General features: G+C 61.9%; 20 protein-coding genes. 5 read left to right on the forward strand and 15 right to left on the reverse strand.

What is annotated here, in order from left to right; genetic code table 11:
* Positions 1 to 98: 98 nt before the first annotated feature.
* Positions 99 to 1,538 carry a cardiolipin synthase gene (gene cls / locus PSH78_RS26315; RefSeq protein ID WP_305497715.1) on the forward strand — a complete coding sequence of 480 codons (1,440 nt, stop codon included), beginning with the start codon at positions 99 to 101 and terminating at the stop codon, positions 1,536 to 1,538.
* Here cls and cfaB read toward each other — a convergent pair.
* The 5 genes from cfaB to hflK (PSH78_RS26340) form a co-directional block, all read right to left on the reverse strand.
* Positions 1,535 to 2,722, reverse strand: coding sequence for a C17 cyclopropane fatty acid synthase CfaB (gene cfaB / locus PSH78_RS26320; RefSeq protein ID WP_305497716.1), 1,188 nt, complete (start codon positions 2,720 to 2,722; stop codon positions 1,535 to 1,537). The genes cls and cfaB overlap by 4 nt on opposite strands.
* 194 nt (positions 2,723 to 2,916) lie before the next feature.
* Positions 2,917 to 4,827 (reverse strand): heavy metal translocating P-type ATPase, encoded by a 1,911-nt coding sequence (locus PSH78_RS26325; protein ID WP_305497717.1) that lies wholly within the window; start codon positions 4,825 to 4,827, stop codon positions 2,917 to 2,919.
* Positions 4,824 to 5,876, reverse strand: a complete 1,053-nt coding sequence (hflK, locus tag PSH78_RS26330; RefSeq protein ID WP_305497718.1) for a protease modulator HflK — start codon at positions 5,874 to 5,876, stop codon at positions 4,824 to 4,826. The genes PSH78_RS26325 and hflK (PSH78_RS26330) overlap by 4 nt, the downstream gene beginning before the upstream one ends.
* Positions 5,873 to 6,910, reverse strand: coding sequence for a protease modulator HflC (gene hflC / locus PSH78_RS26335; RefSeq protein WP_305497719.1), 1,038 nt, complete (start codon positions 6,908 to 6,910; stop codon positions 5,873 to 5,875). Before hflC ends, hflK (PSH78_RS26330) begins: the two co-directional genes overlap by 4 nt.
* Positions 6,907 to 8,868 (reverse strand): protease modulator HflK, encoded by a 1,962-nt coding sequence (hflK, locus tag PSH78_RS26340; protein WP_305497720.1) that lies wholly within the window; start codon positions 8,866 to 8,868, stop codon positions 6,907 to 6,909. The genes hflC and hflK (PSH78_RS26340) overlap by 4 nt, the downstream gene beginning before the upstream one ends.
* 220 nt (positions 8,869 to 9,088) lie before the next feature.
* Here hflK (PSH78_RS26340) and lpdA point away from each other — a divergent pair, with 220 nt between their 5' ends.
* Positions 9,089 to 10,489 carry a dihydrolipoyl dehydrogenase gene (gene lpdA / locus PSH78_RS26345; RefSeq protein ID WP_305497721.1) on the forward strand — a complete coding sequence of 467 codons (1,401 nt, stop codon included), beginning with the start codon at positions 9,089 to 9,091 and terminating at the stop codon, positions 10,487 to 10,489.
* Positions 10,490 to 10,554: 65 nt separating this feature from the next.
* Here lpdA and PSH78_RS26350 read toward each other — a convergent pair whose 3' ends face one another.
* From PSH78_RS26350 to PSH78_RS26365, 4 genes are all read right to left on the reverse strand, one after another.
* A complete protein-coding gene (locus PSH78_RS26350) occupies positions 10,555 to 12,705 on the reverse strand; it encodes a hypothetical protein (RefSeq protein ID WP_305497722.1) in 2,151 nt (716 codons plus the stop codon).
* A complete protein-coding gene (locus PSH78_RS26355; RefSeq protein WP_305497723.1) occupies positions 12,692 to 13,885 on the reverse strand; it encodes a DUF3142 domain-containing protein in 1,194 nt (397 codons plus the stop codon). Before PSH78_RS26355 ends, PSH78_RS26350 begins: the two co-directional genes overlap by 14 nt.
* A gap of 104 nt (positions 13,886 to 13,989) precedes the next feature.
* Positions 13,990 to 14,616, reverse strand: coding sequence for a glutathione S-transferase family protein (locus PSH78_RS26360; protein WP_305497724.1), 627 nt, complete (start codon positions 14,614 to 14,616; stop codon positions 13,990 to 13,992).
* A gap of 124 nt (positions 14,617 to 14,740) precedes the next feature.
* A complete protein-coding gene (locus PSH78_RS26365) occupies positions 14,741 to 15,643 on the reverse strand; it encodes a LysR family transcriptional regulator (RefSeq protein WP_305497725.1) in 903 nt (300 codons plus the stop codon).
* A gap of 323 nt (positions 15,644 to 15,966) precedes the next feature.
* Here PSH78_RS26365 and PSH78_RS26370 point away from each other — a divergent pair, with 323 nt between their 5' ends.
* Positions 15,967 to 18,180: an LTA synthase family protein gene (locus tag PSH78_RS26370; protein ID WP_370871037.1), complete on the forward strand. Its 2,214-nt coding sequence runs from the start codon at positions 15,967 to 15,969 to the stop codon at positions 18,178 to 18,180.
* Positions 18,181 to 18,258: 78 nt separating this feature from the next.
* On the opposite strand, the gene nudK is transcribed toward PSH78_RS26370, so the two are convergent.
* From nudK to PSH78_RS26390, 4 genes are read right to left on the reverse strand one after another with little or no spacing between them, the layout of a single operon-like run.
* On the reverse strand, positions 18,259 to 18,855 hold the full coding sequence (nudK, locus tag PSH78_RS26375) for a GDP-mannose pyrophosphatase NudK (RefSeq protein ID WP_305497726.1): 597 nt from the start codon (positions 18,853 to 18,855) through the stop codon (positions 18,259 to 18,261).
* Positions 18,856 to 18,904: 49 nt separating this feature from the next.
* Positions 18,905 to 19,738 carry an ammonia-dependent NAD(+) synthetase gene (gene nadE, locus PSH78_RS26380; protein WP_305497727.1) on the reverse strand — a complete coding sequence of 278 codons (834 nt, stop codon included), beginning with the start codon at positions 19,736 to 19,738 and terminating at the stop codon, positions 18,905 to 18,907.
* Position 19,739: 1 nt separating this feature from the next.
* Positions 19,740 to 20,969, reverse strand: a complete 1,230-nt coding sequence (gene pncB, locus PSH78_RS26385; protein WP_305497728.1) for a nicotinate phosphoribosyltransferase — start codon at positions 20,967 to 20,969, stop codon at positions 19,740 to 19,742.
* 9 nt (positions 20,970 to 20,978) lie between these two features.
* Positions 20,979 to 21,626 (reverse strand): nicotinamidase, encoded by a 648-nt coding sequence (locus PSH78_RS26390; protein WP_305497729.1) that lies wholly within the window; start codon positions 21,624 to 21,626, stop codon positions 20,979 to 20,981.
* A 182-nt stretch (positions 21,627 to 21,808) separates the two neighbouring features.
* On the opposite strand from PSH78_RS26390, the gene PSH78_RS26395 reads away from it, so the two are divergent.
* Both PSH78_RS26395 and PSH78_RS26400 read left to right on the forward strand, forming a co-directional pair.
* Positions 21,809 to 22,366 (forward strand): adenylyltransferase/cytidyltransferase family protein, encoded by a 558-nt coding sequence (locus tag PSH78_RS26395; RefSeq protein WP_305497730.1) that lies wholly within the window; start codon positions 21,809 to 21,811, stop codon positions 22,364 to 22,366.
* On the forward strand, positions 22,356 to 23,063 hold the full coding sequence (locus PSH78_RS26400) for an NUDIX hydrolase (protein WP_305497731.1): 708 nt from the start codon (positions 22,356 to 22,358) through the stop codon (positions 23,061 to 23,063). The genes PSH78_RS26395 and PSH78_RS26400 overlap by 11 nt, the downstream gene beginning before the upstream one ends.
* A 76-nt stretch (positions 23,064 to 23,139) precedes the next feature.
* On the opposite strand, the gene PSH78_RS26405 is transcribed toward PSH78_RS26400, so the two are convergent.
* The gene (locus tag PSH78_RS26405; RefSeq protein WP_305497732.1) at positions 23,140 to 23,478 is read right to left on the reverse strand and encodes a hypothetical protein; all 339 of its coding nucleotides are present in this window, start codon (positions 23,476 to 23,478) and stop codon (positions 23,140 to 23,142) included.
* 114 nt (positions 23,479 to 23,592) lie between these two features.
* The gene (locus PSH78_RS26410; RefSeq protein WP_305497733.1) at positions 23,593 to 25,023 is read right to left on the reverse strand and encodes an FAD-binding oxidoreductase; all 1,431 of its coding nucleotides are present in this window, start codon (positions 25,021 to 25,023) and stop codon (positions 23,593 to 23,595) included.
* Between the last annotated feature and the right edge of the window lie 7 nt (positions 25,024 to 25,030).

Here is a 25,030-nt window from a genome sequence, read left to right on the forward strand (position 1 = left end):
AGGCTTCGGTTCAGACCCGCGCCGAGTGAATTAAATAGCGACATTCGCCTTGGAACATGGTCTGTTAAGCATTGAAATGTCAGGAGCAAGGCAGCCCCATGGATTTTTTTGGCCCGCATGTTTTCGGTTACCTGATCGCGCTGCTCCATACCCTCGGCTCCATCGCCGCCGTCCATGCAGTGCTGACGGTGCGTACCGCCCAGGGCTCGATTGCCTGGGCCCTGTCGCTGGTATTCATCCCCTACCTGACATTGATTCCTTACCTGGTCTTCGGCCGCAGCACCTTCGACGGCTACATCAAGGCACGTCGACAAGCCAACGAGGAAATGCGCAAGGCGATCTCCGAGCTCAACTGGCGCCCATGGGTCGAAGAAGCGCTGGCCGCTCGCGCGTCCCAGGCCTACGCCTCGTTACGGGCCATGCCGAAGTTGGGACGCACGCCGTGTCTGGCAAACAATCAGGTGCGTCTGCTGGTTGATGGCCCCGCTACGTTCGAAGCGATTTTCCAGGCCATCGAGAGCGCTCGCGAAGCGGTTCTGGTGCAGTTTTTCATCATCCACGACGACCGGCTCGGTCAGCGCTTGCACGCGTTGCTGCTGAAGAAAGCCGCTGAAGGTGTGGCGGTCTACCTGCTGTACGACCGTATCGGTAGCCATTCCCTGCCCCATCGTTATGTCCAGGCCTTGCGCGACGGTGGCGTTCACGTCAAAGCGTTTGCCACTCGCAGCGGTTGGCTCAACCGGTTCCAGGTCAACTTTCGCAACCACCGCAAGATTGTCGCCGTGGACGGCGTCCTGGGGTTCGTTGGCGGGCACAACGTGGGCGATGAATATCTGGGGGAAAAACCACCCCTGGCACCGTGGCGCGACACCCATGTAGAGGTACGCGGCCCAGTGGTAGCGAGCATGCAGGAGTCCTTCGCCGAGGATTGGTTCTGGGCGGCGCGTTCCCTGCCGCCGCTGATCCTGCCGGACACCTATCCGGACGACGGCGTGCTCTGCCAACTGCTGGCCAGCGGTCCGGCCGATGCCTACGAAACCTGCTCGCTGTTCTTCGTCGAAGCCATTCACGCTGCAAACGAACGCATCTGGATAACCACGCCGTATTTCATTCCCGACGAAGCGGTATTCGCGGCTTTGCGCCTGGCCGTGCTGCGCGGCGTGGACGTGCGCATCCTGTTGCCATCGCGACCGGATCACCGGATCGTCTACGCCGCGTCCAGTCTTTATGCGTTCGAAGCGGTGCGCGCCGGCGTGCGGGTGTTTCGTTATGAGCCGGGTTTCTTGCACCAGAAAGTGGTACTGATCGACCGGGAAATCAGCGCCATCGGCAGCGCGAACCTGGACAACCGTTCGTTCCGGCTGAATTTCGAAGTCATGCTGCTGACCGTCGACATGGCCTTTGCCAGCGAGGTCGAGCAGATGCTCGAAAAGGACTTCGCCCAGGCCCACGAAGTGGCCAAACGGGAAAGCCGGGAAACCCACCGCCTGCAGAAGGTCGGGATGCGGATCGCCCGGCTGATTTCGCCGATTCTTTAAGGCGTGTAGATGTCGTCGCGGGTCCAGGGCAGCTCATGGCTACCATCGGCGTGGGCCTTCACCGCGAGGATCTGATGCAGGTTTATCCAGCCCTTGGCGAACGCATAGGCGCAGCCGGCCAGGTAAAGACGCCAGATCCGCAGTGCCTGTTCCGGCACTTCCCTGGAAGCGGCTTCGAGGTTGTCCTCCAGGCGCTCGCTCCAATGGTCGAGAGTGCGCGCGTAATGCATGCGCAGGCTTTCCACATCGACAATTTCCAGCCCCGCTTCGCTGATCTCGGCGGAAATCATCGACAGATGAGGCAACTCACCGTTCGGGAATACATACTTCTCGATAAATTCACCCGCGCCGCGACCTACCGGACGCCCGTCGGTGTGCTTGGCGGTAATCCCGTGATTCATCACCAGCCCGCCCTCACGGACCGCGCCGTACAGCGTCTTGCAGTACTGTGCCAGGTTGGCATGCCCGACGTGTTCGAACATGCCGACGCTGACCACTTTGTCGAATCGGCCATCCTGGGGCAGGTCACGGTAGTCCAGAAGCTGGAGCTCTACCTGGTCCTCCAGGCCTTCGGCCTTTACCCGCTCCCGCGCCAACGCAAGCTGCGCCTTGCTCAGGGTAATGCCGAAGACCTTGGCGCCGAATTCCCGTGCGGCAAAGCGCGCGAGCCCACCCCAGCCGCATCCGACGTCCAGCAGGTAATCGCCGGGTTGCAGGCGTAGCTTGCGGCACAGGTGGCGGAATTTGGCTTGTTGCGCTTGCTCGAGGGTTTCACTGCCGGTCTCGAAATACGCACAGGAATACACCATGTCGCTGTCGAGCCAGAGCTGATAAAACGCGTTGGACAGATCGTAATGATAGGAGATGGCCTTGGCGTCGGTTTCCTTGTCGTGCACCGCACGCACCGGTAGATGGCTCTCGTCTTCGTCCACCAGAGCCTGGCTCAGCTCGTCACACACCCGGATGACTTCGTTGATCGAGCCCTCCAGTTCGAGTTTGCCTTCGACAAACGCCGCTCCCAGGGCATCCAGGCTGGGATGGGTGAATTGCGCAACCATTTGTGGGTCCTTTACCACAATCGTGACGCTGGGATCGGCACCCAGCGTGAATTCATGGCCGTCCCAGAGCCGCAACCGAAGCGGTAGGTGCAAATTCTGTAAGGCCGGTGGAAGTTGAGCCAGCATGTAATAACCTCCCCATGTTTCAGATTGTTTCAGACGTCTGAAATGAGGGTAGACCATCGTGGAAAAATAGCAGGCTATCGAATTTATAGCCTTTTTCTATCGTCTTCCATCTACCGCCTGAGCGGCGACTGCCTGGATTGGTGGGCCCTCTCGCTAGAGACTGCGGGTGCGGGCGACAGTTCGCTCGAGGGTCGTCAGCGGCTATCCGACTGGATCTTTGCCAATGGCTCGTGAAACCGTAGCAGTCGTCCCGCATTGCCCAGCACCAGCAATGTGCTCAGGTTATGCAGCAGCGCGGCGATCATCGCCCCCGCTGCTCCGAGCCAGCCGAACGCAGCGAAAGCGACGATGGCCAGCGTCCAGCCCAGGCCAATGATCACGTTGACCTGCAACGTGCGTCGACACTGGCGACTCAACCGCACGCAAGTTCCGAGACGTCGCAGATCACTGCCGATCAACACGATATCCGCCGACGCCAGGGCGATATCGGCACCGCCCGCGCCCATCGCCACGCCCACCACACCGGCTTTCAGCGCCAGCGAATCGTTGATCCCGTCACCCACCACCATCGGACGGAAACCCTGGTCGATTTCGACCATGACCCGGTCAAGCTTGTCCTCCGGCAGCGCCTGTGCCTGCAGCTCGCTGATACCGACATCGTGCGCCAGCGCGGCGGCTACACTCTGACGATCCCCCGTGAGCAATAACTGGCGACCCAGCCCCAGCGTCCGCAGTTCGGTCATGGCCACCCGCGCTTCCGGCTTGACGCTGTCGGCCAGCAGCAGCCAGGCGCGAAACTGCCCGTCCAGTGCCAGGCCGGCGATCGGGCCGTCATGACTGGGAACCGTCGGTGTCTCGATGCCCAACCGGGCAAACAATTCGGGTCGGCCAAGGGCGGCCTCCCCCTGCCCTGTCATGGCGACTACCCCGAGCCCCTGGCGTTCGTGAATATCAGTCAGCGGCAGATAATTTTGCGCTGCCACCAGCCCCGCCAAGGCACGACTGACCGGATGACTGCTGGCCGATCCGAGGCTCGCTGCCAGTGGCAGCAATGCGGCAGGATCGTCCTCGGTACTTTCGATCGATTGCAGACGCAGGGTGCCGTAGGTCAGGGTCCCGGTCTTGTCGATGACCAACGAGGTGAGGTCCGCCAGCTCCTCGAGAAAAGCCGAGCTGCGGATCAGGATGCCGTGGCGCGCCGCCACCGCAATCCCGGCGATGGCCGTCGCCGGGGCTGACAGCACCAGGGCGCAGGGACACGCTGCCACCAGCACCGCCAACATTGCCTGGGCGTCATTGGTGACAAACCAGGTAACCGCCGCCAGCAACAACACCAGCACCAGATAACTTCCCGCGTAGCGTTCCAGCAAGCGGGTGATCGGCGGTTTCGAGCGCTCGGCGTTCTGCATCAGCGCAATGACTTTGCCCAGCGTCGATTCATCGCCGGTGCGGGTCACCTCCAGGCGCAACAGACCGTCGAGGTTGATCGCGCCGCCAAAGACGTCAACGCCCGCCACCGCCTCCAATGGCACCGACTCACCCGTAATGGGCGCGGTGTCGAGGCTCGCTTGGCCGGACAGCACCCGACCATCGGCGGGCACCCGGTCGCCGGCGCGGACCTCCACCACATCGCCGGGTCGCAACGTAGCGTTGTCCACTTCGATGATCGAGCCATCAGCCTGCACTTTGCGGCCCTGGCTGCGGGTCAATTGGCGAAGGGCATCGATCGCTTCCTGGGAACCGATGACGCTGCGCTCTTCCAGCACATGGCCGAAAATCATGATGATCGGCAACAGCGCTGCCGTCAGCAGGTCGCCGGTAGCCCAAGCCCCCAGCATCGCCAGGGCGATCAACTGATCGGTAATCCCATGCAGGCTTGGATGACGCAGGCTGTACCAGGCCGAGCGCATCACCGGCACCGCCACCAACAGCGAGGCGAACCCCAACAGCAGTTGGCTGACGGTACCCTGCTCTGGCAACCAGACGCGCCAGGCCAGGCCCAGGGCAAGCAAGCCGAGGGCGAGCATCGCCAGGGTCAGTTGCCGAGCGGCCGCGCGTTGCTCGGCGGTGGACAGCATCGGCATGTTGATACTCTGCGCGGTCATTGCCCGCCTCCCTGGATGATCAGACGAGAATCGTCTTTCGGGTCGACCGTGGTGACGGAACCAGCCCGACCAAGAATCCCGGGCATGCGTTCGCGGTACAGACGCAGCAGCATCTGCGGATCGTTGTCCTGGGTTTTCGCCAGGCCCGACACCGAGGCTGTGTCGGTCGATGCCTTGGCAAGCCGTTCGCTGGCCTGGGCATGGGCGACTTGTAACGCACGGTCGGCTTCCTCGCGGGCAGCCTGGGTCTGCTTCTCCGCCTCGGTTCGGGCGTTGGCGACCGCTTTGTCGGCCTGCTGGCTAGCCGTCAGCACCGCATTGAATGCGCTCACCGCCGGCCCCGGCAGGCTCGATTGCACGTCGACCCGCACCACTTCGATCCCCAAGCCCTGCCCCGTCGCGGTCAGGTCAGCCAGGCGCCGATTGATGCCCTGCACCAGGTCGCCACGCAAGCGTTCACGGCGCTCCGCGGCCTGGGTATCGCTGCCCATCAGTTCGGGGCGGGCCACCAGAATGGTGTCCAGGTCTCGCGCCGCGGCAAGCGCCACGGCACTTCTCGTCGCCAACCGGTCCAACGCCGGCAATACATGTTCGCCTTGGAGGACAAACGCATAAGGCTCGATGACCTTGTAAAAGAGCCGCACATCCAGTTGCACCACGCCCGCATCGCCGGTCAACAGATAACCGGAGCCCGCGAGTTCGTCGCTGACCGGCGTGGCGAAACTGGCGACGCGATCAGCCTGCAAGGCCGCATCCGAACGCAGCAGACTTTCCACCCGGCGCTCCAGCACCCGGTCTGCCGCCGGAAGCAAAATCACTTGTTCCACGGGACTCGGCCACGCCAATAACAAACCGGCATTGTGGATTCTATCCAGCGCACCAAAGTGTAAAACCACCGCCCGGCTCTGCGGATCAATTTGCCGCACATTGGAAAATATCCAGGCCAACGCCGCCAGGACAGTCACAGCATAGAGCGCGAGGAACGCCAGACGCCCGGCCTGAATCCACGGGCTGGATAACTCATTTGTTCCACGTGGAACCACGCTCATGGTTGTGTTCCACCTTTAGGCTCCAGAGCGGGTGGACCGTCCACCAGAACGCGAAACGGTGCCGCGTCAGTGCGCAAGATCAGTTTGGTGCCGGGGCCGACAATGGTGTTCAAGGTGTCCAGCGAGCGCAGCAAATTATAAAGCTGCGGCGAACCGGCATAGGCCTTGCCGTAGATTTCAGCTGCTTCGACGCGGGACTGCGCTTCGATCCCCGCTGCTTTAACCGTGGCATCAGCCTGCATGATTCGCGCATCGCGTTCGGCCGCCGAGCGAATCTGCGCCGCTTCGCGCTTGCCGATGGCTGTGCGCTCCGTGGCGATGGTTTCACGTTCGGCACGCATGCGGTCCACGGTCGCGGTGAGCGTCACCGAGGGCAGCGTCAGGCGTTCGATACCCACCTGCAAAACCCGCACGCCATAAGTGGCGAGCAATTGTTGCTCGATCTGCTGACGCAACTGGGCTTCGAAATCGGCAATATGCACCTGACTGGCGTCGGTATTGACCAGGTTTGCCAAATCAAAACTGGCCGCCGTTGTTTCCAGTGCCGAGCCGACGAAGGTGCGAATCTGCCGCGCAGCTTCGTCCGGCTGGTTCTGCACGGCGCGCATGAAGCGCTGCACATGGTCCGGGTCACCCTGGACCTGCCACGCCACATAGGCCTGGACGATGATCCGCAGACCGTCGCGTGTGCCGACGTCCTGCAATCCGCTGGAGGTGGTGCGCAGCCTGAGGTCTACCGGGATCGCCGCCTCGAAAGGTGCCGGCCAGCGCCAGCCCAGGCCGGGTTGCAAAAGTACCCGCGCCGGGTTGCCGAAGCGGGTAATGACAGTGGCCTCCCCCGAACGCACCTGTACCAGGCTGGCCGCCGCAACGGCAAACGCCACCAGCAGCGCGGCCCAGCCCATCCGCCGCCACGGAAACGGGCCGGCTTGCTGCGGATCGCCATGATGATGGTGATGCCCGTGATGGTGTCCGGCATGACCGTGATCGTGACCGGCATGGTCGTGATGACCATGGGAAGAGGACTGGCTCAATGGGCAGCTCCTGGCTGGACAGGTTGGTTTGGCGATGCGGGATCCGCCGGCAGCGTGAAGGTGCGCAGGTCAATGGTCGGTGCGTTGCCGTTGCCGCCCAGGCGATGGTCAAGGATCAGCAAGCTGGCGCTGCCGAGGCCCTGGCTCAGTTGACCGAGGTATTGCTCCAGCACGAAGGCATGGCCAGCCGTCGCGTAGGCCTGGCGTTCGGCGCGAAAGCGCAGGTCGGCGGCTTGGGCAGTGGCGTTGATTTCACGCGCCGTGGCTTGGGCCTGATCGTTGGCAGTGCTGGCTTGCAGTTGCGCCTGGTTGACCTGCTGCGCAGCGGCGCCGCGCTCACGGGCGATCAACGCCTGGGCACCGATCTGCGCCGCTTGTACACCGTGGTAGGCATTGGCTGCGCCAGCCGGGGGATGGATCGCCTCGACCACTGTCGCAAGAACCTCCACGCCGCTGTCGAGCGATTGCAGATCGGCCTGTACGGTGCGACCGATTTCCTCCGCCAGGCTGACACGGTCCGCACCCAGCAAGCCATCCAGCGTGCGCGAGGCAAATTCATGCACCAGGACGCGGCTGGCCGTGCTGCGAATCAGCGTCGGCACATCAGCACTGTGGTACGTCGCCGCCAGCGCCGCTGCATCCGTCAGGCCGATGCGATAGACGAAGCGTACGTCCATGTTGACGATCTGGAAGCTCTGCTGATCCGCGCGACGGCTGGCGATGACCTGGGATTTGTCATTCACATGGCTGGCATCCCACAACCGATTGGCGATAGCCGGAGCCGGTCCCTCTGCCGGTTCCGCGACCGAGGCCGTCTTGCCGTCGCCGACGCTGGTCGCCAACTCGTGGACGACACCGTTCTCGACGCTCAATACCCTGCCCCACGGCCACGGCAACCCTGCATGGAGACCAGGGCCAAAGACCTGCACCGGCTTGCCGAAACGTTCATAGATGCCGCGTCCTTGCAGCGGCACCTCATGCACGCCGGTCAGCAGCCACCCCACCATCGCCACCAATGCCAGCACCGGTAAAAAGGCCCGGCGCATGTAGCTGAACGCCCAGATCTGGCGCAGGTCGATGCCAAAACGATTGTGCAATTCATGCTGCAAGGCCAACAGTGGTCGCGGCGGCCAGCGCAGCAGATCGGCGATCACACTGCGACCCAGCAGTGTCGGTTCCAAGGTGTTCCGGCGCGGGCTGAACAACGCCAGCAGCGCGCGTAGCATCAACTCCGCCGCCACCAGGCCCGGCAACAAACCGATCAGCACCGCCAGGCGTACCGGCCAGACGGACGCATCCCCGGCGAAGAGCAGACACACGGCAGCCAGTACCAGCACGATGATCGGCACCCGTGTCAGCTGCGCCAGCGCCGCCGCTTCGGGCCATTCGATCGGCGACTGTTGAGCCAGTTGGCGCTCGAACGCCAGCAACCCGAACGCCAGCACCAACGAAAGCACCGCGCCGACGCTGGCCGCCACGCCGAGCGAAGCGGCAGGCAACGCCAAGTCCCAGGTTTGCTCCAGAACCAGCAACGACAGCAGCGCCCAGCCGGCAAGCCACAGGAGCGGCCCGCCGATTTGCTGCAGCAGACCGATCCAGCGCGCGCTGATCCGCTCAAGCAGGCGCTCGTACCAACCCGAGTTATCAACAGGCTCATCTTCGCCAGGCAGGATATCCACAACCGGAAGCAAGGCCTTGCTACGCCATTGCGTGATCCACCAGGCCGATTGCAATCCGGCCACCAGCACCGATAACGCCGCGCCTTGGCTCACCAGCAACGCCGGCCATATCGATTGTGGCGAAAAAAGCCCGATGAAAAACGCCGACACCAGCCCCAGCCCCGCGAGGCCGCCCAGTACTAGCGCGATCCGCTTCAAGCGCAGCCCATGGAATGCAGCGCGCTGGAAGCGCGGCCAGTCGGCCACGTGTGCCCCGTCTATTTCCAGATCGACTTGCATGTCACTCCAGTGCTTGTGGCATTCGAGAACCGGACACGCGAAGCCTACGGCACCGCATCGCTCCGTTACATGTCGTTACCTTATAACCAACGCTGTGAAATTTCCGTTTTGAATTCTTCATGGCAAACCCTGCGGCGGACGCTTGACTTAAGCCTTGACCGTTATCCGCGAGAACACTCATATTATGGTTATAATTTTTCCAGGCATGAGGGAAACCGTAATGAGCAATTACGACGTGATCATTCTGGGCGGCGGCCCCGGCGGTTATAACGCAGCGATCCGGGCCGGACAGTTGGGGTTGAAGGCGGCCTGCGTGGAAGGCCGCGCGACCCTCGGCGGGACTTGCCTGAACGTCGGTTGCATGCCTTCCAAGGCGTTGCTGCACGCCTCCGAACTGTACGAAGCGGCCAAGGGCGCGGAATTCGCCCAACTGGGGATCAACGTCAGCCCTACCCTCGACCTCGCGCAAATGATGAAACAAAAGGATGAAAGCGTCGCGGGCCTGACCAAGGGCATCGAGTTTCTGTTTCGCAAAAACAAGGTTGACTGGATCAAGGGCTGGGGCCACATCGACGGCCCGGGCAAAGTGACCGTCACCGGTGAGGACGGTGGCAAGACCGAACTGAGTGCCAAGGATATCGTCATCGCCACCGGCTCCGAGCCGACGCCACTGCCGGGGGTCGACATCGATAACCAGCGCATTCTCGATTCCACCGGTGCGTTGTCCCTGAGCGAAGTGCCTCGGCACCTGGTGGTGATCGGCGCTGGCGTCATCGGCCTTGAACTCGGTTCAGTCTGGCGGCGCTTGGGTGCCGAAGTCACCGTCGTGGAATACCTCGATCGCATTTGCCCAGGCGTCGACGGCGAAGCCGGCAAAACCCTGCAGCGGGCCCTGGCCAAGCAGGGCATCCAGTTCAAGCTGAGCGCCAAGGTGACCCGCGCCGTTTCCTCGGCAAGCGGCGTGCAACTGCAAATTGAACCCGCGGCCGGAGGCGAGGCGCAAAGCCTGGACGCCGACTACGTACTGGTTGCCATCGGCCGTCGGCCTTATACCCAGGGCCTGGGGCTGGAAAATGCAGGATTGACGACCGACCAACGCGGCCTGCTCGCCAACCAGCGCCACCGCACCGAAGCGCCCGGCTTCTGGGTGATCGGCGACGTGACGTCCGGGCCGATGCTTGCGCACAAGGCTGAAGACGAGGCCATGGCCTGCATCGAACAGATTGTTGGCAAGGCTGGCGAGGTCAATTACGACTTGATCCCCAATGTCATCTATACCCGTCCTGAATTGGCCAGCGTCGGCAGGACCGAAGAACAGCTCAAGGCCGAAGGCCGCGCCTACAAGGTCGGGAAATTTCCGTTCAGCGCCAACAGCCGGGCAAAGATCAATCATGAAACCGAGGGGTTCGCCAAGGTATTGGCCGACGAGCGCACCGACGAAATTCTCGGCGTGCACTTGGTAGGCCCGAGCGTCAGCGAGATGATCGGGGAGTACTGCGTAGCGATGGAATTCGGTGCCTCGGCCGAGGACATCGCCCTGATCTGCCACCCCCACCCCACTCGCTCGGAGGCGTTGCGCCAAGCAGCGATGAACGTGGAGGGAATGGCGACACAGATGTAGTCACCCGGCTGAATGGAACATCTGTGGCGAGGGAGCAAGCTCCCTCGCCACATCCAGACCCATTGTCAGCTCGCGGCCATGCGAGCCTTGCGCTTGCGCCGACTGATCAGGGCCAGCACCACGGCCACCACCAGCACCGCGCCACCCACCTCCAACCCTGTCTTGAACGGCCGCAGCGCCGAGCGAATCGGCGTCAGGGCCTGAGTGACATAGCGCTTGTCCGCCTGGTCGAATGCCGGTTCCTCGCACTGACGACCGAAATCCCAGGCCCATTCCACGTAGGGGCCGTCCTTCACGTAACGCTGATACAGCGCGCTTTGTTCTTCGAGGCTTGAGTTGTACCCCACCGCCCTGCACAGCACCGCGGCAAACGCCTGGCTGGTGTGCGGCAGATGATCGGCGGCCTGACTGGCCAGCGCCGTGGCGACAAAACGGTAATGGTAACGCATGTCCGGTTGAGCGGCGCTGGCCTGCTGGCGCTGGACCTCGCCGTCGGCCACCAGCGGCCCGACCTTCAGCTCCACCGGCTCAAAACTGTAGTTGCCGTCCAGGCTGGCGTAATCCGGCGCCATTTCGTAGCCCAGCAACTGCATTCCTGATCTGCGCGCGATCACCGACGCCTTGAAATACGCCTCGGCCCGGCTGGTCGGCCACCATTTGGATTCCGCATCCTGGCGCAACTGCCCATAGGTACGGGCCTTGTCCTGCAGCTCGGGATGGTCGAAATAAGCCGGCGCCTCGTCGTAGCGTCCTTCGCGCAGCAAACGACGCCCCAGCAGGTTGCGCAGGTTCGCCGCCACCGACAACTGCACGTAGTTGTCTCGATCTTCCTGGCTCAACGGCGGCGGTGCCGGGACCTGGGCGTCAACGTACTGCTTGAGCTCCTCCACGGTCAGTACACGCTCGGCGACCGTCGCGGCGTCGTACCAATAGTTGTTCTGGCCGCGATAAAGCTGGTCGAAAGCCTGCAGGTAGTCGCCTCTCTGCAAGGCCAGGATCGCGCTTTCGCCTTCGACCCGGCACTTGGGTTGTACCGTCTCGTAGTCCCAATCCGGCGTACGGCGGTCGCCCCAGGATTCGTCCTTCGGAAAGGCCTGGGCGGCCTTGGCATAGGCGGCGGCCGCAGCGGATTTATCGCCTTCGCGCAGCGCGAGCTTGGCCCTTACCCACCACGCCAGTCCGCTGTCGCCGGCCTTTTGTGCAAAGGCTTTCGCGCTGTCGTAGTCAGCGTGTTGATAACTCACTGCCGCCAGGCGGTCGGCATCATCGAGGTTGCCCTGGGCGCTGGCTTGCAACAGCTTGAGAAGGGTTTTCTCGCCGGAGGGCTCTTCGCCGTCCCACCAGCCGACGCGGCTGAGCAGATAAGCAGTCACCAGGCGCTGCACGGCCTTGGCCTTGAGCAATTCGCCCAAACGCTCCTCCGACTCGACGCTGAGGCCGCCCGCCAACTGCAGCAGCGAACTGTAGCCGACCGGGGAGCCCTGCAGATTCTGGGTCGCATACAGTCCAATGGCACTGTCCCAGTCATCGGCGGTGTAGGCCACCCTGGCTTCTTCGCCCAGACTGGCGACGCCCAGCTCCAGCGGGTCGCTGAAGCCGGCGATAGTCAATTCGCGAGCCTGGCGAAACGCCTGCCGCGCCTGATCCCGCAAGGCAGCCGGTTCGCCACGGCCAGCCTCGGTGCTCATGGCGAACAGCGCCCGCCCCAGGGAGTACGCCGCCCAGGTACTGCGCAACCGACGCTCGTCAGCCGGCAGCGCCAGCAGTTGTTGGAACGATTCGGCTGCGCGCAGATGATCGCCGGCGTTGAACGCTGCCGCTCCGATTGCGTACAGCCGCAGCTCGGCGGGGAGATTGGCCGCTTCGGCGGCGACCTGCTCGATATCGCCGATTGCCCGCAAGCGCTCCACAACGGCTTGCTGCGGTGGCGTCAGGCCAAGCTGTTCGGCCTTGTTGCGTTGCTCCACGTAGGAAGACACATCGTCGTAGCTGTAGTCAGGGTTGCGTGTCGCCTCCGTAGCCGGCTTCAATCCGGCGATGGCCTGACCAAGACGACTGACCTCGAAGCGAAAGCTGCCCTCGGGCAGCTCCGCCAGAGACTGGGCCCGGTTATCCAGCAGGCGCATCGGAAAATCCGGCCCGCAGGCCAATGCCTGGCACAGCGGTAAACCGAGGCTCAGGCACAGCAGGCGACGAGGCCACTTACGGGTAGACATTCATTCCTCCTTGGTCGATTTTTGTACAGCGCGCCCAGCCGATCGCCCGTTGGGCGCCGGCAGCCAAGCGGCCTTCCTGGATGCGGGTGAAGGTAAGCAGTCCGGGGGTTTGTTGCAACGTATAACCAGCCAAGGCATCGACGCCATCACACCCGCCCACGGCGAGTGTCAGCCGCTGCGGCCAGGCGCTGTCGAGATTGCCCTGGTTCACCAGCCGGATGTCATAGAGCCCGCCCTGCTCTTGCAGGTGCAGGGCCAGTTGACTGTCCAGGCGATCACCACGCGCCACCGCGCCAAGAGTGGCCAGGCTCCAGGCGCGCCGGTCCCCCGCCAGCGGCAGGCGAAACCAGATCAATCCGGCCAGATGCTCTGGCGGCTCGGCGCGCAGGTGCGCGACAAGCCCGGCCACTTGTTGTGGATCGGCGAACAGCTCCCGGCGCTCGCCGCCACGGTCGATGGGCACTTCGCTCTCCACCATCGGTGCGCCGTTTTCTTCGGTCAGCAGCGCCACGCCATAGGCCGGCAGGGCCAGGTAGAACGGTCGTGTGGTGAGGTCGCCCCAGCGTTCGGCCCAACGTTGAGCCTGGCTGGGATCGAACAGCCCCTGACGCGGATCGCTGACCGCGTGTACCTGCAGGACGCTGCTGTCCACAACCTTTAACAGACCGGGCAACTCGGGGCTGTCGAGCCAGGCCGGCAGTGCGGTGATGCTGAGCTGCAAGGCGGCCGGCAAAGCCTGCCGCAAGCGGACAAGAAAATCCCGATAGGCTGGCAGCCGTGCGTTACCGGCGTCGTGGTCGATCTCGATGCCCATCGGCGCCAGGCCCAGGGCTCGCCAGTCGGCCAGCACTTGCTGGATCCGCGAGATTATTTCGTCCTGATCGAGGGATTTGAGCTGGCCATCCAGGCGAATCACCGCGATCAACGGCCGACCGTCAGCCTTGAGCAATGCCGGATCGATCCGCGCGTGGCTCCAGCCGGCGCCCGGAAAGGCTTGCAGCGCCAGCACCCGCAGGCTGGAAAAGTCCGCACGGCTCTGGCTCAGCGCCAGTTCGTGGGCCGGCGTCCACTGGCGTTGCCAGATATAAAGTTGCTGATCGAGGGCAGGCGGAGGGGGCTGGTCGCAGCCGCTCAAAAACAACGCGGCGAAGGTCAGCGTCAGCCTGTGGATAAAAGTCATGAAGCGCAGCCACACCGGGAAAAGGCTGGCAGATTAACGTTTCCGAGGCTCCACAGAAACAAGTGGCGAGCGCAACTGCACGCTCGCCACTTTGTGCCTGTTGCTCAGGCCTCTTTTTGCAAGCCGACAATGGTACGCGGCATCCCCACGAACCCAGGCAAGGCTTCGATCCGCGCCAGCCACGCGCGCACATGGGCGTAGTCCTGCAGCGAAACGTTGCCTTCTGGCGCATGGGCGATATAGCTGTAGCCTGCGATGTCGGCGACGGTCGGAGTTTCACCGACCAGATAGGCGCTGTTGCTCAGTTCCTGGTCGATGACCTTGAGCAGGTTGTGGGAGCGCGCGATCACATCCTCGGCGTTATGAGAAGCACCGAACACGGTGATCAGGCGCGCGGTGGCCGGCCCGGCATGCAATGGCCCGGCCGCTACCGACAACCAGCGCTGGACGCGAGCGGCGCCGACCGGGTCCGTTGGCAGCCAGCGGCCCTCGCCGTACTTGTTTGCCAGGTACACCAGAATGGCGTTGGAGTCGGCCAGTACCACACCGTTATCATCGATCACCGGTACTTGGCCGAACGGGTTGATCGCGAGGAAATCCGCTTGTTTGTGCGCGCCCTTGGCCAGGTCGACAAAATTGACCTCGACCGGCAACTCAAGCAAGGAAAGCATCAGCTGGACACGGTGCGCATGGCCGGACAGTGGGAAGTGATAGAGCTTGATAGGGTTCATGGTCGACTCCGCCGAGAATGACGCCATCGGTTTGCGGCGTCGATGGAGTCATCTTCTGCTCAAGCACGGAGCTATGGAATCACCTTCAAACGCAATCCATTATTTCTGCAGGCGAAACAATGTGTCAGTTCTTCAAGGCTGGATGTTCTCGTATCGCACTCACCATGAAGTCGACAAAACTGCGAACCCGCGCCGGCGCATTGCGCCCGCCCTGATACACCACGTGGATTGGCAATGGCGGCAGCTCGAAAGCGGCCAGGACGATTTCCAGCTCGCCGGCCGCGATATTGTTCGCAACCTGATAGGACAGGACCCGGGTCATTCCCAACCCCTGGCACGCCGCACCGATGGCAGCCTGGTTGGCCGTGACCACGAGCCGGGGCGTGGGCCGGACCGACAACGGCTGACCGGCCTCGATGAACGTCCAGTTCCTGACCTGGCCGATGGCTGACGAAGACACCACGGGCATCCGCTCCAGATCCTGCGGATGCTCGGGTCGGCCATGCTGGTCGAAGAACTCCGGAGAACCGCACACCACCCGCCGCACCTCGCCGACACGCACGGCATGCAGGCTGCTGTCGGGCAACTCGCCGATGCGCACCGCAACATCAATGCCCTCCTCGACCATGCTGACGGTGCGATCCAGTAGCAAGGCGTTGACGCAGACTTCGGAGAATCGCCCCAGGTAATCCACCAGCACCGGCATGACGTACAACTGACCGAACAGCACGGGCGCGGTAATCGTCAGTTGTCCGCGGGGCTGGGCGTGGCTGCCGGCCGCCGAATCCTCGGCTTCCTGCAAATCGCCGAGGATCCGCCGACAGTCCTCGAGAAAGCGCTGGCCCGCTTCGCTCAGGTAAACGTTGCGGGTGGTACGAACCAGCAGCGGCGTACCGATACGCTGTTCCAGCGCCGCCACGGCGCGTGTCACGCTCGCCGCCGACAAGCCCAGGCGCCGGGCAGCCGCTGAAAATCCGCAGTCCTGGGCGACGGCGACAAACACCTGCATTTCCTGAAACCTGTCCATCCGTCCCCCGATGAGAAATCCTGATACAAGTTCTGCCTACGCCTCAAAGCCGCGCCGTACCGCCATTGTAGAGGGTCAGGCGGGCGAACCGCAGCCCGGCGCAGGACATCGAGCCGCGGAGGGCCGCTACGCTTGGTACCATCGAGCACATTGTCATGACAGATTCATGACCGAAAGGAAAACCCTGTGGGAGCGAGCCTGCTCGCGATAGCGGTGTACCAGTCAATACTGAGGCTGACTGATAGGCCGCTATCGCGAGCAAGCTCGCTCCCACAAGGATTTTGTGATGTTTGATCGATCGGTTTAATACAAAGGCCTGTTTCGTGAATATGGTTTACCGTGCCCTGACCCATCCATTCGCGGCTATTGTCGCCCTGTCCGGCTGCGTACTTTTCGTCCCCATGGGCCTGCGCCTCCTGCTCGGCTGGTCCGACCCGCTGGGCTATCTGTCGGACATGGCCATCGGCAGCTTGTTGATCGTGCTCTTGCATCGACGCCCCTGGTGGCTGGCATTGCCGGTTTTGCTGGCCTGGTGTGCGCTGACCCTGGCCAGCATCGAATTGGTCAATGCCGTCGGAAGGATGCCCACCCCAGCGGACATTCAATACCTGGTCGATCCGCAATTCGTCGAGAACTCCACCAGCGGTGGCTTTGCGCATCCCTGGCTCGCCGCGATCCTGCTGACGGGCCTGACACTCTGGCTGGCCAGCCGATGGGCCAATCGGAGCCGCCAGGCACCTCCCTTGCCCCGCCATGCCTGGGCGATCCCCATGGTGTTTTTCCTGGCCCACGGCACGGCGCAAACCTGGCGACCCAGCGAGACAGACCAGTGGAATCTGTTCAACCTGCCTCATCAGCTGATGACGGCTGGCGTCGCCGCCGGCCAGGAGCACTTCGAACAATGGCTCGCAGGCGATACGCCGGACCAGGCGCCACCGATGCAAGGGCTTGTCCGACTCGATCTGGATGGGCAGAAACTGCTCACCGAGCCGGGTAGCGCGCGCAATGTGCTGATCATCGCCCTGGAGGGCATTCCCGGTGCTTATCTGGAAACCAACCGCCAGGCGCTGAAAAGCAGTTATCAGGAAAACCTGATGCCACGCCTCAGCACCTGGGCCGAGCGCGGCATGAACACGCCCGACTACGTGTTGCACAGCCACCAGACCATCCGCGGCCTGTACGCAATGCTCTGCGGTGACTACGACAAGCTCGACGACGGCACGCCCAAGGGCGTCGAAATGCTCAACCAGCGCCAACGCAACCAGGCCTGCCTGCCGGCCCAATTGCGCAAGCACGGCTTCTCGACTCATTTCCTGCAGGGTGCCGGCCTGCGGTTCATGGCCAAGGACCGGATCATGCCGCATATCGGCTTCGACACGACCCTGGGCATGGAGTGGTTCACCCGACCGGCCTACCTCGAGTTTCCCTGGGGCAAGGACGACAAGACCTTTTTCGAAGGCGCGCTGGACTACGTCGGACAACTGCAACAGGCAGACACACCCTGGATGCTCACCCTGCTGACCGTGGGCACGCACCAGCCGTACTCCGCGCCAGATGACTACCTGGAGCGCTACGACACCGCCAAACAGGCCGCCGTCGGTTACCTGGACGACGCGCTGGACAGCTTCCTGACGAGCCTGGAACACCAAGGCATCCTGGAAAATACCCTGGTGGTCATTACCTCGGACGAATCCCACGGCATCGACGATGTGCGCCTGGCATCGTCCTGGGGCTTCAACCTGACGCTGGCGCCGGAGCCGTTGCCGCGAATCAGGCAAGGCGTCCATGGCCACGTCGACCTGAGCGCATCGATCCTCGATTACTTCGGATACGCGGTGCCCACCTCGTTATCCGGCCGCTCTCTGTTCAGGGATTACGCGGCGGGCCGGGAAATCATGTCGTTCACCAACGGCAAGCTGCGTTACCACGATGGCAAGGGCATCTTTACCGAATGCGATTTCCAGCAGCGCTGCCGGTATTACGCCAGAGAAGGCTTCATCGCCGACCGCGCCACGTACCTGGGTCAATACAGCGGCCAGCGCGCGAGGCTGATCAGCGCCCGGGCTACGGCCCTGGACCAGACGCTGCTGGGTTCATCGGTGAACCAGCATTACCAGTTCGGCAGCGCGGAGAAAATCACCCTTCCCGCCCAGGTCTCCAACGACTGGACCGACAACCTGATCGGCGCCCAATACCTGGAAATGCCCAAGGGCACCCGCACCCGCGTCAGCCTGACCATTCGCGCCGTGGAAAACGATCACGCCGCCTACATTTCCCTCAAGGCCAAGGAGTTCGAGCAGGACGTGACGATGGACTTGCCCACCGACGTGACGGTAACTGCCGATCAACCGCTGGTGATGGACATCCATTTCGACAACCCGCAACCGCGCAAGGCGTTTTCCTTCCACTTGCTCGGCCATGGCACAGGCGCGATCGAAATCAGCGACTTCAGCGTCGTCACCGAACTGCTGGAGCAGACGGACCAGCCGGAGTACCTGGACGATATGCAGGACGACAGCGAGGCACAGTCCAGCTGAACAGCAACGGGCAAACGTGGCGCTTGTGGATAAATCGCCGCCTGTCGCGAACGATTCGGCGCGCGCGGGGCAACCGGGTCAATCCAGCAACCGATGCAACTTGGCGTACTGCAGCAACATGATGGTCTTGCCGTCGCAGATCTCGCCGGTTTCGATCATGCCCAAGGCTTGATCGAGAGGCATCTCCAGCACCTCGATTTCCTCGCCCTCCGCCTCAAGCCCGCCGCCTTCGTGCTGTTTGTCCTCGTCGGAATACTCACCGACGAAAAAATGCACACGTTCGGTCACCGACCCTGGGCTCATGAACGCCTCGAACACCTTGCGCACGTCCCGCACGATATAGCCGGTTTCCTCCTGGGTTTCCTTGCGGATACAGGTGTGCGGGTCGTCGTTGTCCAACAGGCCGGCGCAGGTTTCGATCAACAGGCCGTCGTGCCCGTTGACGAACGCCGGGAAGCGGAATTGCCGGGTCAGCACTACGGTTTGCTTGGCCTTGCTGTAGAGCAGGATGGTCGCACCGTTGCCACGGTCATAGGTTTCACGCGTCAGCTCGCGCCATTGGCCGTTGCGACCGAGGTAATCGTAGGTAGTCTTGCGCAGGATGTACCAGTTGTCCGAGAGGACTTCGACATTCTTGATGCGTACACGGTCTTGCGTGCTGATTGGCTGTGTCATTGACCCACTCCGTTCGGGACCAGAAAACTCACTTCAATACCCGGCTCATTCAACGTGATGCCGGGACGCGTGGCAATGCGCGCTTATGAGCCGTTTTCTGGTAAGCGCGTTCAATAATTTCGCGGGCTTTGGGGGACACCGCGTCACCCATCAGGTACGCATCGATTTCCTCGTAGCTGCATCCATATGCCACTTCATCCAACTTGCCGGGCGCCAGGTCTTCCAGATCGGCGGTCGGTGCCTTGCGCACCAGGAAAGCGGGGGCACCCATCGCGTCGGCCAACAATCGCACCTGGGTTTTGGTCAATCCGGACAGCGGTGCCAAATCGCAGGCACCGTCGCCGAACTTGGTAAAAAATCCCATCACTGCCTCTGCCCCATGATCGGTGCCAACCACCAGCCCGTTGCTGAGATTGGCAATGGCATATTGCGCCAGCATCCGTGCCCGGGCCTTGGCATTGCCTTTGGCGAAGTCGATGAGTTCGGCCGAAGGCTGCAAGCCGTCGACAGCGATATGCCCCATCAACCCGTCAACACAAGCAGCGATGTTGCTGGTGGTGATCGAGTCCGGCCGGATAAAGTCCAAGGACGCTTGGGCGTCTCGCTCGTCCGCCTGGGCCTTGTACGGCAACCGGACCGCAATAAACCGCGCCGTGTAGCCTTCATCGCGCAGTTGCTCTACTGCCAACTGGCAAAGACGGCCGGCAGTGAGGGAGTCGACGCCGCCACTGATCCCCAGCACCAGGGACTTGCAACCCGACTCACGCAGCACCTGCTTTATAAACTCGACGCGGCGAGCAATCTCGGCGGCTTCGCCGCCCTGTTGCAGTTGACGGTCGATGCCCAGCTCCCGGGCAATGCTCTCTTGCTGAAGCGAAGTCATATCAGGCTCCCATCTGTGGATTGACCAGGGCGACGTTGAACACTTGAGCGGCGTAGCGCAAAAATGAGGCGTCTTCACAAACGTTTTTGATCGGATCGTCGGAAAACTTGACGACGGGCTCGCCATGCACCCGCACCAGTTTCATGACGATGCTCAGCGGTTCGACGCCGTCGACGTCGCAGGCCAGGCTGGTGCCCATGCCGAAGCCGAATTTCGCCTTGCCACGAACGTGGCGCAGGATCGGCAGGCATTTTTCGAAATTGAGGCCATCGGAGAACATCAGGTCCTTGGTGCGCGCATCTACGCCCAGTTCCTGATAACGCCCCAGCACCTTGTCAGCCCAGACGATCGGGTCACCGGAATCCTGCCGCAGACCGTCATAGAGTTTGGCAAAGTACAGGTCGAAATCCTTGAGGAAGAAATCCGTACTGATGCAGTCCGTCAGCGCGATACCGAGCCGGCCGCGATACTCGTGCACCCAGTTCTCCAATGCCGCGTTCTGGCTTTCACGCAACCGGCCAAGTTGCTGGTGCACCATCAGCCATTGGTGCGCCATTGTGCCGATCAGGGGGAGATCGAATTCGTACGCCAGGTAAGCGTTGCTGGTACCGACAAAGACCCCGGGAAAATCGCTGCGCATGACATTCACTACTTCACGCTGGGCCCTGAATGACAGCCGCCGGCGGGTGGAGAAGTCCGAGACACGAAACTCGGCAAGTTCTTCACGACTGGCATTTTTCTCCAGCCATTCGAACTTCTGGTACAGCTTGCGAGTAACGTCGGCCAACTCGACTTCCGGGTACTTCTCACGATTGCGCAGCTCGCTGACCATCGCCAATATCGGTTGTTCGAACATGATGCAGTGCAGCATCGGCCCACGGACACGAATGTGCAGTTGGCCGTCGACTTCCGAAACGTGGATGTAGCGCAGGTTGAAGCGAAACAGGCCGAGAAACTGTTCGAAATCCGGTGTCAGGTATTCACGGAAACGCTTGTTGAACAGAAACCGCTGCTCCCCTTCGCGTAGTTGCAACCCGGCGAGCTTCTCCAGTTCGACACGAATGTCTGGAATCAAGTGAGCCAGCCGCTCCTTGGAACGCACGATGAACTGGTATTCCACCTCGACATTCGGGTGCTGGTGCAACACCGCCTGCATCATGGTGAACGTGTAGTAGTCGGTGTCCAGAAGACTCTGGATAGTGCCGCTGCTTGAATCGAATGCGCTGTCCATGGCTCTTCCTTATGCGTTTGCCAAGCGGCTGGTTTCTTCACGAGTGGCGGTAACCGCGACGCCCGCTTGCTGGAGTTCTTGAATGGCTTGGCTGGCCCCCGTTTCACTGATGGCCCGGCAGGCCGGGAGGTGAACGATGACCTTGAAGCCAGCGGCGGCCAGTTGCAGAGCGGTGGTCTTGACGCAGAAATCCAGCGCCAGCCCGCCGACAATCACCTGCTCCACTTTCAGGCCTTTCAGGTACTCGATCACGCCAGTGGAGAGCTTGCCGTGCAAGTCGTGGTAGCAGGCGCCATAGGGGTGCAGATCCGGCTCGACGCCCTTCCAGACGAAATAATCGTAATCGTATGGGGCCGGTAGTTGATCCAGCAGGGCGAAACCTTCGGTGCCGGGAACGCAGTGGCTGACCCAGGTGATGTCGGCGTGCTCGAGCCCGGTCGGCACGAACATCTGCGAATGATCGGAGACCACCCACGGGGCCAGGGGCGAATGGGCGTCCTTGCTGCCGATGCGAAGGCTGGCCAGGGACGCGATGAAATTCAGCTCACCGGCAATCTCATCACCGCCCGGCACCGGAAGCTCATCAGGGCACAGCGGCGTAAAGCTCTTTTGCGCATCAACATCGAAGGAAGCTGTTTTCCGGGTCAGGCTGTTCATGCTGGGTTTCTCCTCTTCAATGGTCACGAGAGTACATATGATGTACTTTCATGGCAAGCCTTTCTAGAAAGATAATTTCCGACAGCTTGGTTCCATGGACGAACACCTATCGGAAGCTAATCAGGTTTACATGAAGGATTTTTACTATAAAGTACATGTCGTGTACTAAAAGAGGATGAGCCATGTTCGAAATAGCCGTCTATGGTGGTGCTTTCAATCCCCCTCATGCCGGTCACGCCCAGGTGATGATCGAAGCCTCGAACCAAGCCAGGCGCGTATTGGTCGCCCCTAGCTTCCGGCATCCCTACGGCAAACAAATGGTCGACTACGACGTTCGCCTGAACTGGCTGGAATCCATCGTCGAACACGTCCAGCCCTTGTGCTACGCCGAAGTGCGCGCAAGCCGGGTCGAGCAGGTCGTGGCTCGTGGCGTTGAAGGCGCCATCTACAGCTATACCGTGCTCGCCCACCTCGCCGACAGCCTGGCCCTGGACGGCAAGCGGATCGCGTTGGTGGTGGGCGAGGATGTCGCGGATTTGCTGCCGACTTTCTATCGCGGCCAGGAATTGCTTGAGCGTTTTTCCATCCTTCGCGTGAGCGAAAAGATCCACGTGCGCAGCACGGTGGTTCGCGAACGACTGGCCTTGGGCAAGCCGCTGCCCAGCCACTGGATAGCTCCCGGCATGAACCCGTTAAACTATGACCTTTACGCTAACCACGGAAATCGACATGCCCACTAGCACAGCCCCCGCGCGCGGTTATCTGCACACCATCGACCTCTGCGTGCTGCGCTTCTGCCGGGAGACCCAGGCGCTGGAAATCCTCCTGAACCGACGGGAAGCCGAGCCGTTCGCCGGCCATTGGGCGTTGCCCGGGATCGTGGTCAATGGGGATGTCGAAGATCTCACGCTGAACGACGCCGTGGAGCGCCTGCGCAATTCAAACAAGGTCGGCATGCCGCTGGCCTGGATCGAACAGGTCGGCACCGTCGGCGACGCGTTCCGCGATCCGCGCTGCTGGTCATCCTCGACGTTCTACCTGGCGATTGCCAACGAAGCGGTCCTGCTCGCCGGGCATCAGGGATTTTTCTCTCTCAAGGATGTCGCTGATGCCTCGATCAAACTTCCTTTCGATCACAACAGCCTGGTGGCGGCGGTCCAGGAACGGTTGTTGTCCAAAGCCCTCTACAGCAGCCTGCCGCTGATGTTCCTGGGCCCGGAATTCAGCGCGCCGGAAGCGGTGGATATTTTCTCCGTGGTGCTCGGTCGTCCGGTGCTCAAGACCAGCATGCGCCAGCGGCTGCTGAAAATGACCGAGGCTGGCTATTTGCAGGAAACCGGTCGCAAAAAAGCCGGCGACGGCGGCCGCCCGCAACGCACGGTGGAAAATCTCAAACCGGCCAGCGTTTATCTTTTTGACCGGTGTTTTCTGGAGTGACTTGTGTGTAGGCCCAGCACAACTTCCTGGCCCCGATATCAGAGGCCATGGGGTCTATGCTAGATCAGAGAACAGCCTAGGAGAGGCCATTGAGCAACCCGGCCTCGCCCAGCAAGTCTACGATGACATGCTCGTCAACCGCGTAGACACCACGAGAGGCTTTCCAGACCAGCTTCTTTTCCTGAAGGGCGATGAGCGCTTGCTGAACACCCGGCACCTCGACCTTGATATCACGCTCTGCGATACCGGCCTGCTCCATCGCTTTCGCATAAAGCTCCATTGTAGGTGCCTCGAAGGGCGCATAGTTATCGCCTTTGGCACTCATGACGCGGATAACGGCGGACTGGATAGGGGTCAGGCTATGAATAACTTTCTTGAGGTTTGCGTTGAGCTCGTCAGCTTGCGCCCGAACCAACGTTGCGAATCGCTCGGGGGGAATTATAGGCAATTATAGAGCGACTATAGACCGATCCCCCCTAAAGCTGACCAGCGCCAGTTTTGCGCGAGAAAAATCGAAAAATACTTTCAATCACTCCAGCCAGGCAGTAAAGACCTTGCCAGGGTTCATCAGACCCGCCGGATCCAGAGTATGTTTAATGGCCCGCATCAACTCGATCTCCAGTGGGTCCTTGAACTGGGCCGCAGCCTGGGGTTTGGCTTGCCCAAGGCCATGCTCGGCGCTGATGCTGCCATTGAAGGCACTGGTCATCCGGTAGATAACCTGCATGATCGCTTGCTCTCGGGCCTTGAACGAAGCGTCCGCATCGCCGAGCGGTTTGCTGATGTTGTAGTGCAGATTGCCGTCCCCCATGTGGCCATAAGAAACGATGCGCACCCCTGGAAAGTCCTGTTGCAGGGCTTTGTCGGTGCGCTCGATGAATTCCGGTATGCGACTCACGGGCACGCTGATGTCATGCTTGAGGCTGGGGCCTTCGTGATTCTGCGCCTCGGAAATTCCTTCACGAAGCGCCCACAGCGCGGCGGCCTGCGCCTGGCTGCTGGCCAATACCGCATCAATGACCCAACCTTGCTCGAAGGCATGGGCCAGACCGTTTTCGAGCAGCAGCGTCAAAGGCGCATCGGGCACCGTGTCGCGCAATTCAATCAACGCGTACCAGGGATGTTTCGTCTCCAGCGGATCGCTGCAACCCGCCACATGGTCCAGGACGAAATCCAGGCTCTGGCGCGACATCATCTCGAAGCCCGTCAGGCGATCGGCGCACATACTGCGGACATGGCCGATCAAATCCACCGCCGCTTGCGGCGAAGGCAGCGCAACCCAGGCTGTCGCCGTGCTGCAGGTTGCCGGAAACAGTTTCAGCACCGCCGCAGTGATGATGCCCAGCGTGCCTTCCGAGCCGATGAACAGATGCTTGAGATCGTAACCGGTATTGTCCTTGCGCAACCCCCGCAAACCGTTCCAGATTCGTCCGTCCGGCAATACCACCTCAAGCCCGAGCGTCAGCTCACGCATGTTGCCGTAGCGCAGCACCGCCGTGCCGCCAGCGTTGGTCGCCAGATTGCCACCCACCGTGCAACTGCCCTCCGCCCCGAGCGATAGCGGGAACAGGCGCCCCGCCTGGCTGGCGGCCTCCTGGAGTTGCTGCAGGATCACGCCGGCCTCGACCGTGATGGTTTCATTGGCGAGGTCGACTTCACGGATACGCTTCATCCGGGTCAAAGACAACACCACTTGGCTGCCGGAAGCATCCGGAATCGAGCCACCGCACAAACCGGTATTGCCGCCCTGGGGCACCAGCGCCACCCTGGCGTCGTGGCAAAGCCGCACCACTGCTGCGACCTCCTCAGTGGTCGCGGGCCTGACCACGAGCGCGGCCTGGCCTTGATAGGCGTTACGCCAGTCTGTCAGATAGCTGGCCATAAGCGCCGGATCCCGTACCACGCCCGCAGCGCCCACGACGTGCTCGATGCTCTGGATAAACTCAGGGCTCAACGCCATGGCGTGC

Source organism: Pseudomonas sp. FP198, from assembly GCF_030687895.1.
Taxonomy (GTDB): Bacteria; Pseudomonadota; Gammaproteobacteria; order Pseudomonadales; family Pseudomonadaceae; genus Aquipseudomonas.

Coding starts and splice junctions, on each gene's coding strand:
- cls (WP_305497715.1), top strand. CDS start 99: ATGGATTTTTTTGGCCCGCATGTTTTCGGTTACCTGATCGCGCTGCTC.
- cfaB (WP_305497716.1), bottom strand. CDS start 2,722: ATGCTGGCTCAACTTCCACCGGCCTTACAGAATTTGCACCTACCGCTT.
- PSH78_RS26325 (WP_305497717.1), bottom strand. CDS start 4,827: ATGACCGCGCAGAGTATCAACATGCCGATGCTGTCCACCGCCGAGCAA.
- hflK (WP_305497718.1), bottom strand. CDS start 5,876: ATGAGCGTGGTTCCACGTGGAACAAATGAGTTATCCAGCCCGTGGATT.
- hflK (WP_305497720.1), bottom strand. CDS start 8,868: ATGCAAGTCGATCTGGAAATAGACGGGGCACACGTGGCCGACTGGCCG.
- lpdA (WP_305497721.1), top strand. CDS start 9,089: ATGAGCAATTACGACGTGATCATTCTGGGCGGCGGCCCCGGCGGTTAT.
- PSH78_RS26350 (WP_305497722.1), bottom strand. CDS start 12,705: ATGTCTACCCGTAAGTGGCCTCGTCGCCTGCTGTGCCTGAGCCTCGGT.
- PSH78_RS26355 (WP_305497723.1), bottom strand. CDS start 13,885: ATGACTTTTATCCACAGGCTGACGCTGACCTTCGCCGCGTTGTTTTTG.
- PSH78_RS26360 (WP_305497724.1), bottom strand. CDS start 14,616: ATGAACCCTATCAAGCTCTATCACTTCCCACTGTCCGGCCATGCGCAC.
- PSH78_RS26365 (WP_305497725.1), bottom strand. CDS start 15,643: ATGGACAGGTTTCAGGAAATGCAGGTGTTTGTCGCCGTCGCCCAGGAC.
- nudK (WP_305497726.1), bottom strand. CDS start 18,855: ATGACACAGCCAATCAGCACGCAAGACCGTGTACGCATCAAGAATGTC.
- nadE (WP_305497727.1), bottom strand. CDS start 19,738: ATGACTTCGCTTCAGCAAGAGAGCATTGCCCGGGAGCTGGGCATCGAC.
- pncB (WP_305497728.1), bottom strand. CDS start 20,969: ATGGACAGCGCATTCGATTCAAGCAGCGGCACTATCCAGAGTCTTCTG.
- PSH78_RS26390 (WP_305497729.1), bottom strand. CDS start 21,626: ATGAACAGCCTGACCCGGAAAACAGCTTCCTTCGATGTTGATGCGCAA.
- PSH78_RS26395 (WP_305497730.1), top strand. CDS start 21,809: ATGTTCGAAATAGCCGTCTATGGTGGTGCTTTCAATCCCCCTCATGCC.
- PSH78_RS26400 (WP_305497731.1), top strand. CDS start 22,356: ATGCCCACTAGCACAGCCCCCGCGCGCGGTTATCTGCACACCATCGAC.
- PSH78_RS26410 (WP_305497733.1), bottom strand. CDS start 25,023: ATGGCGTTGAGCCCTGAGTTTATCCAGAGCATCGAGCACGTCGTGGGC.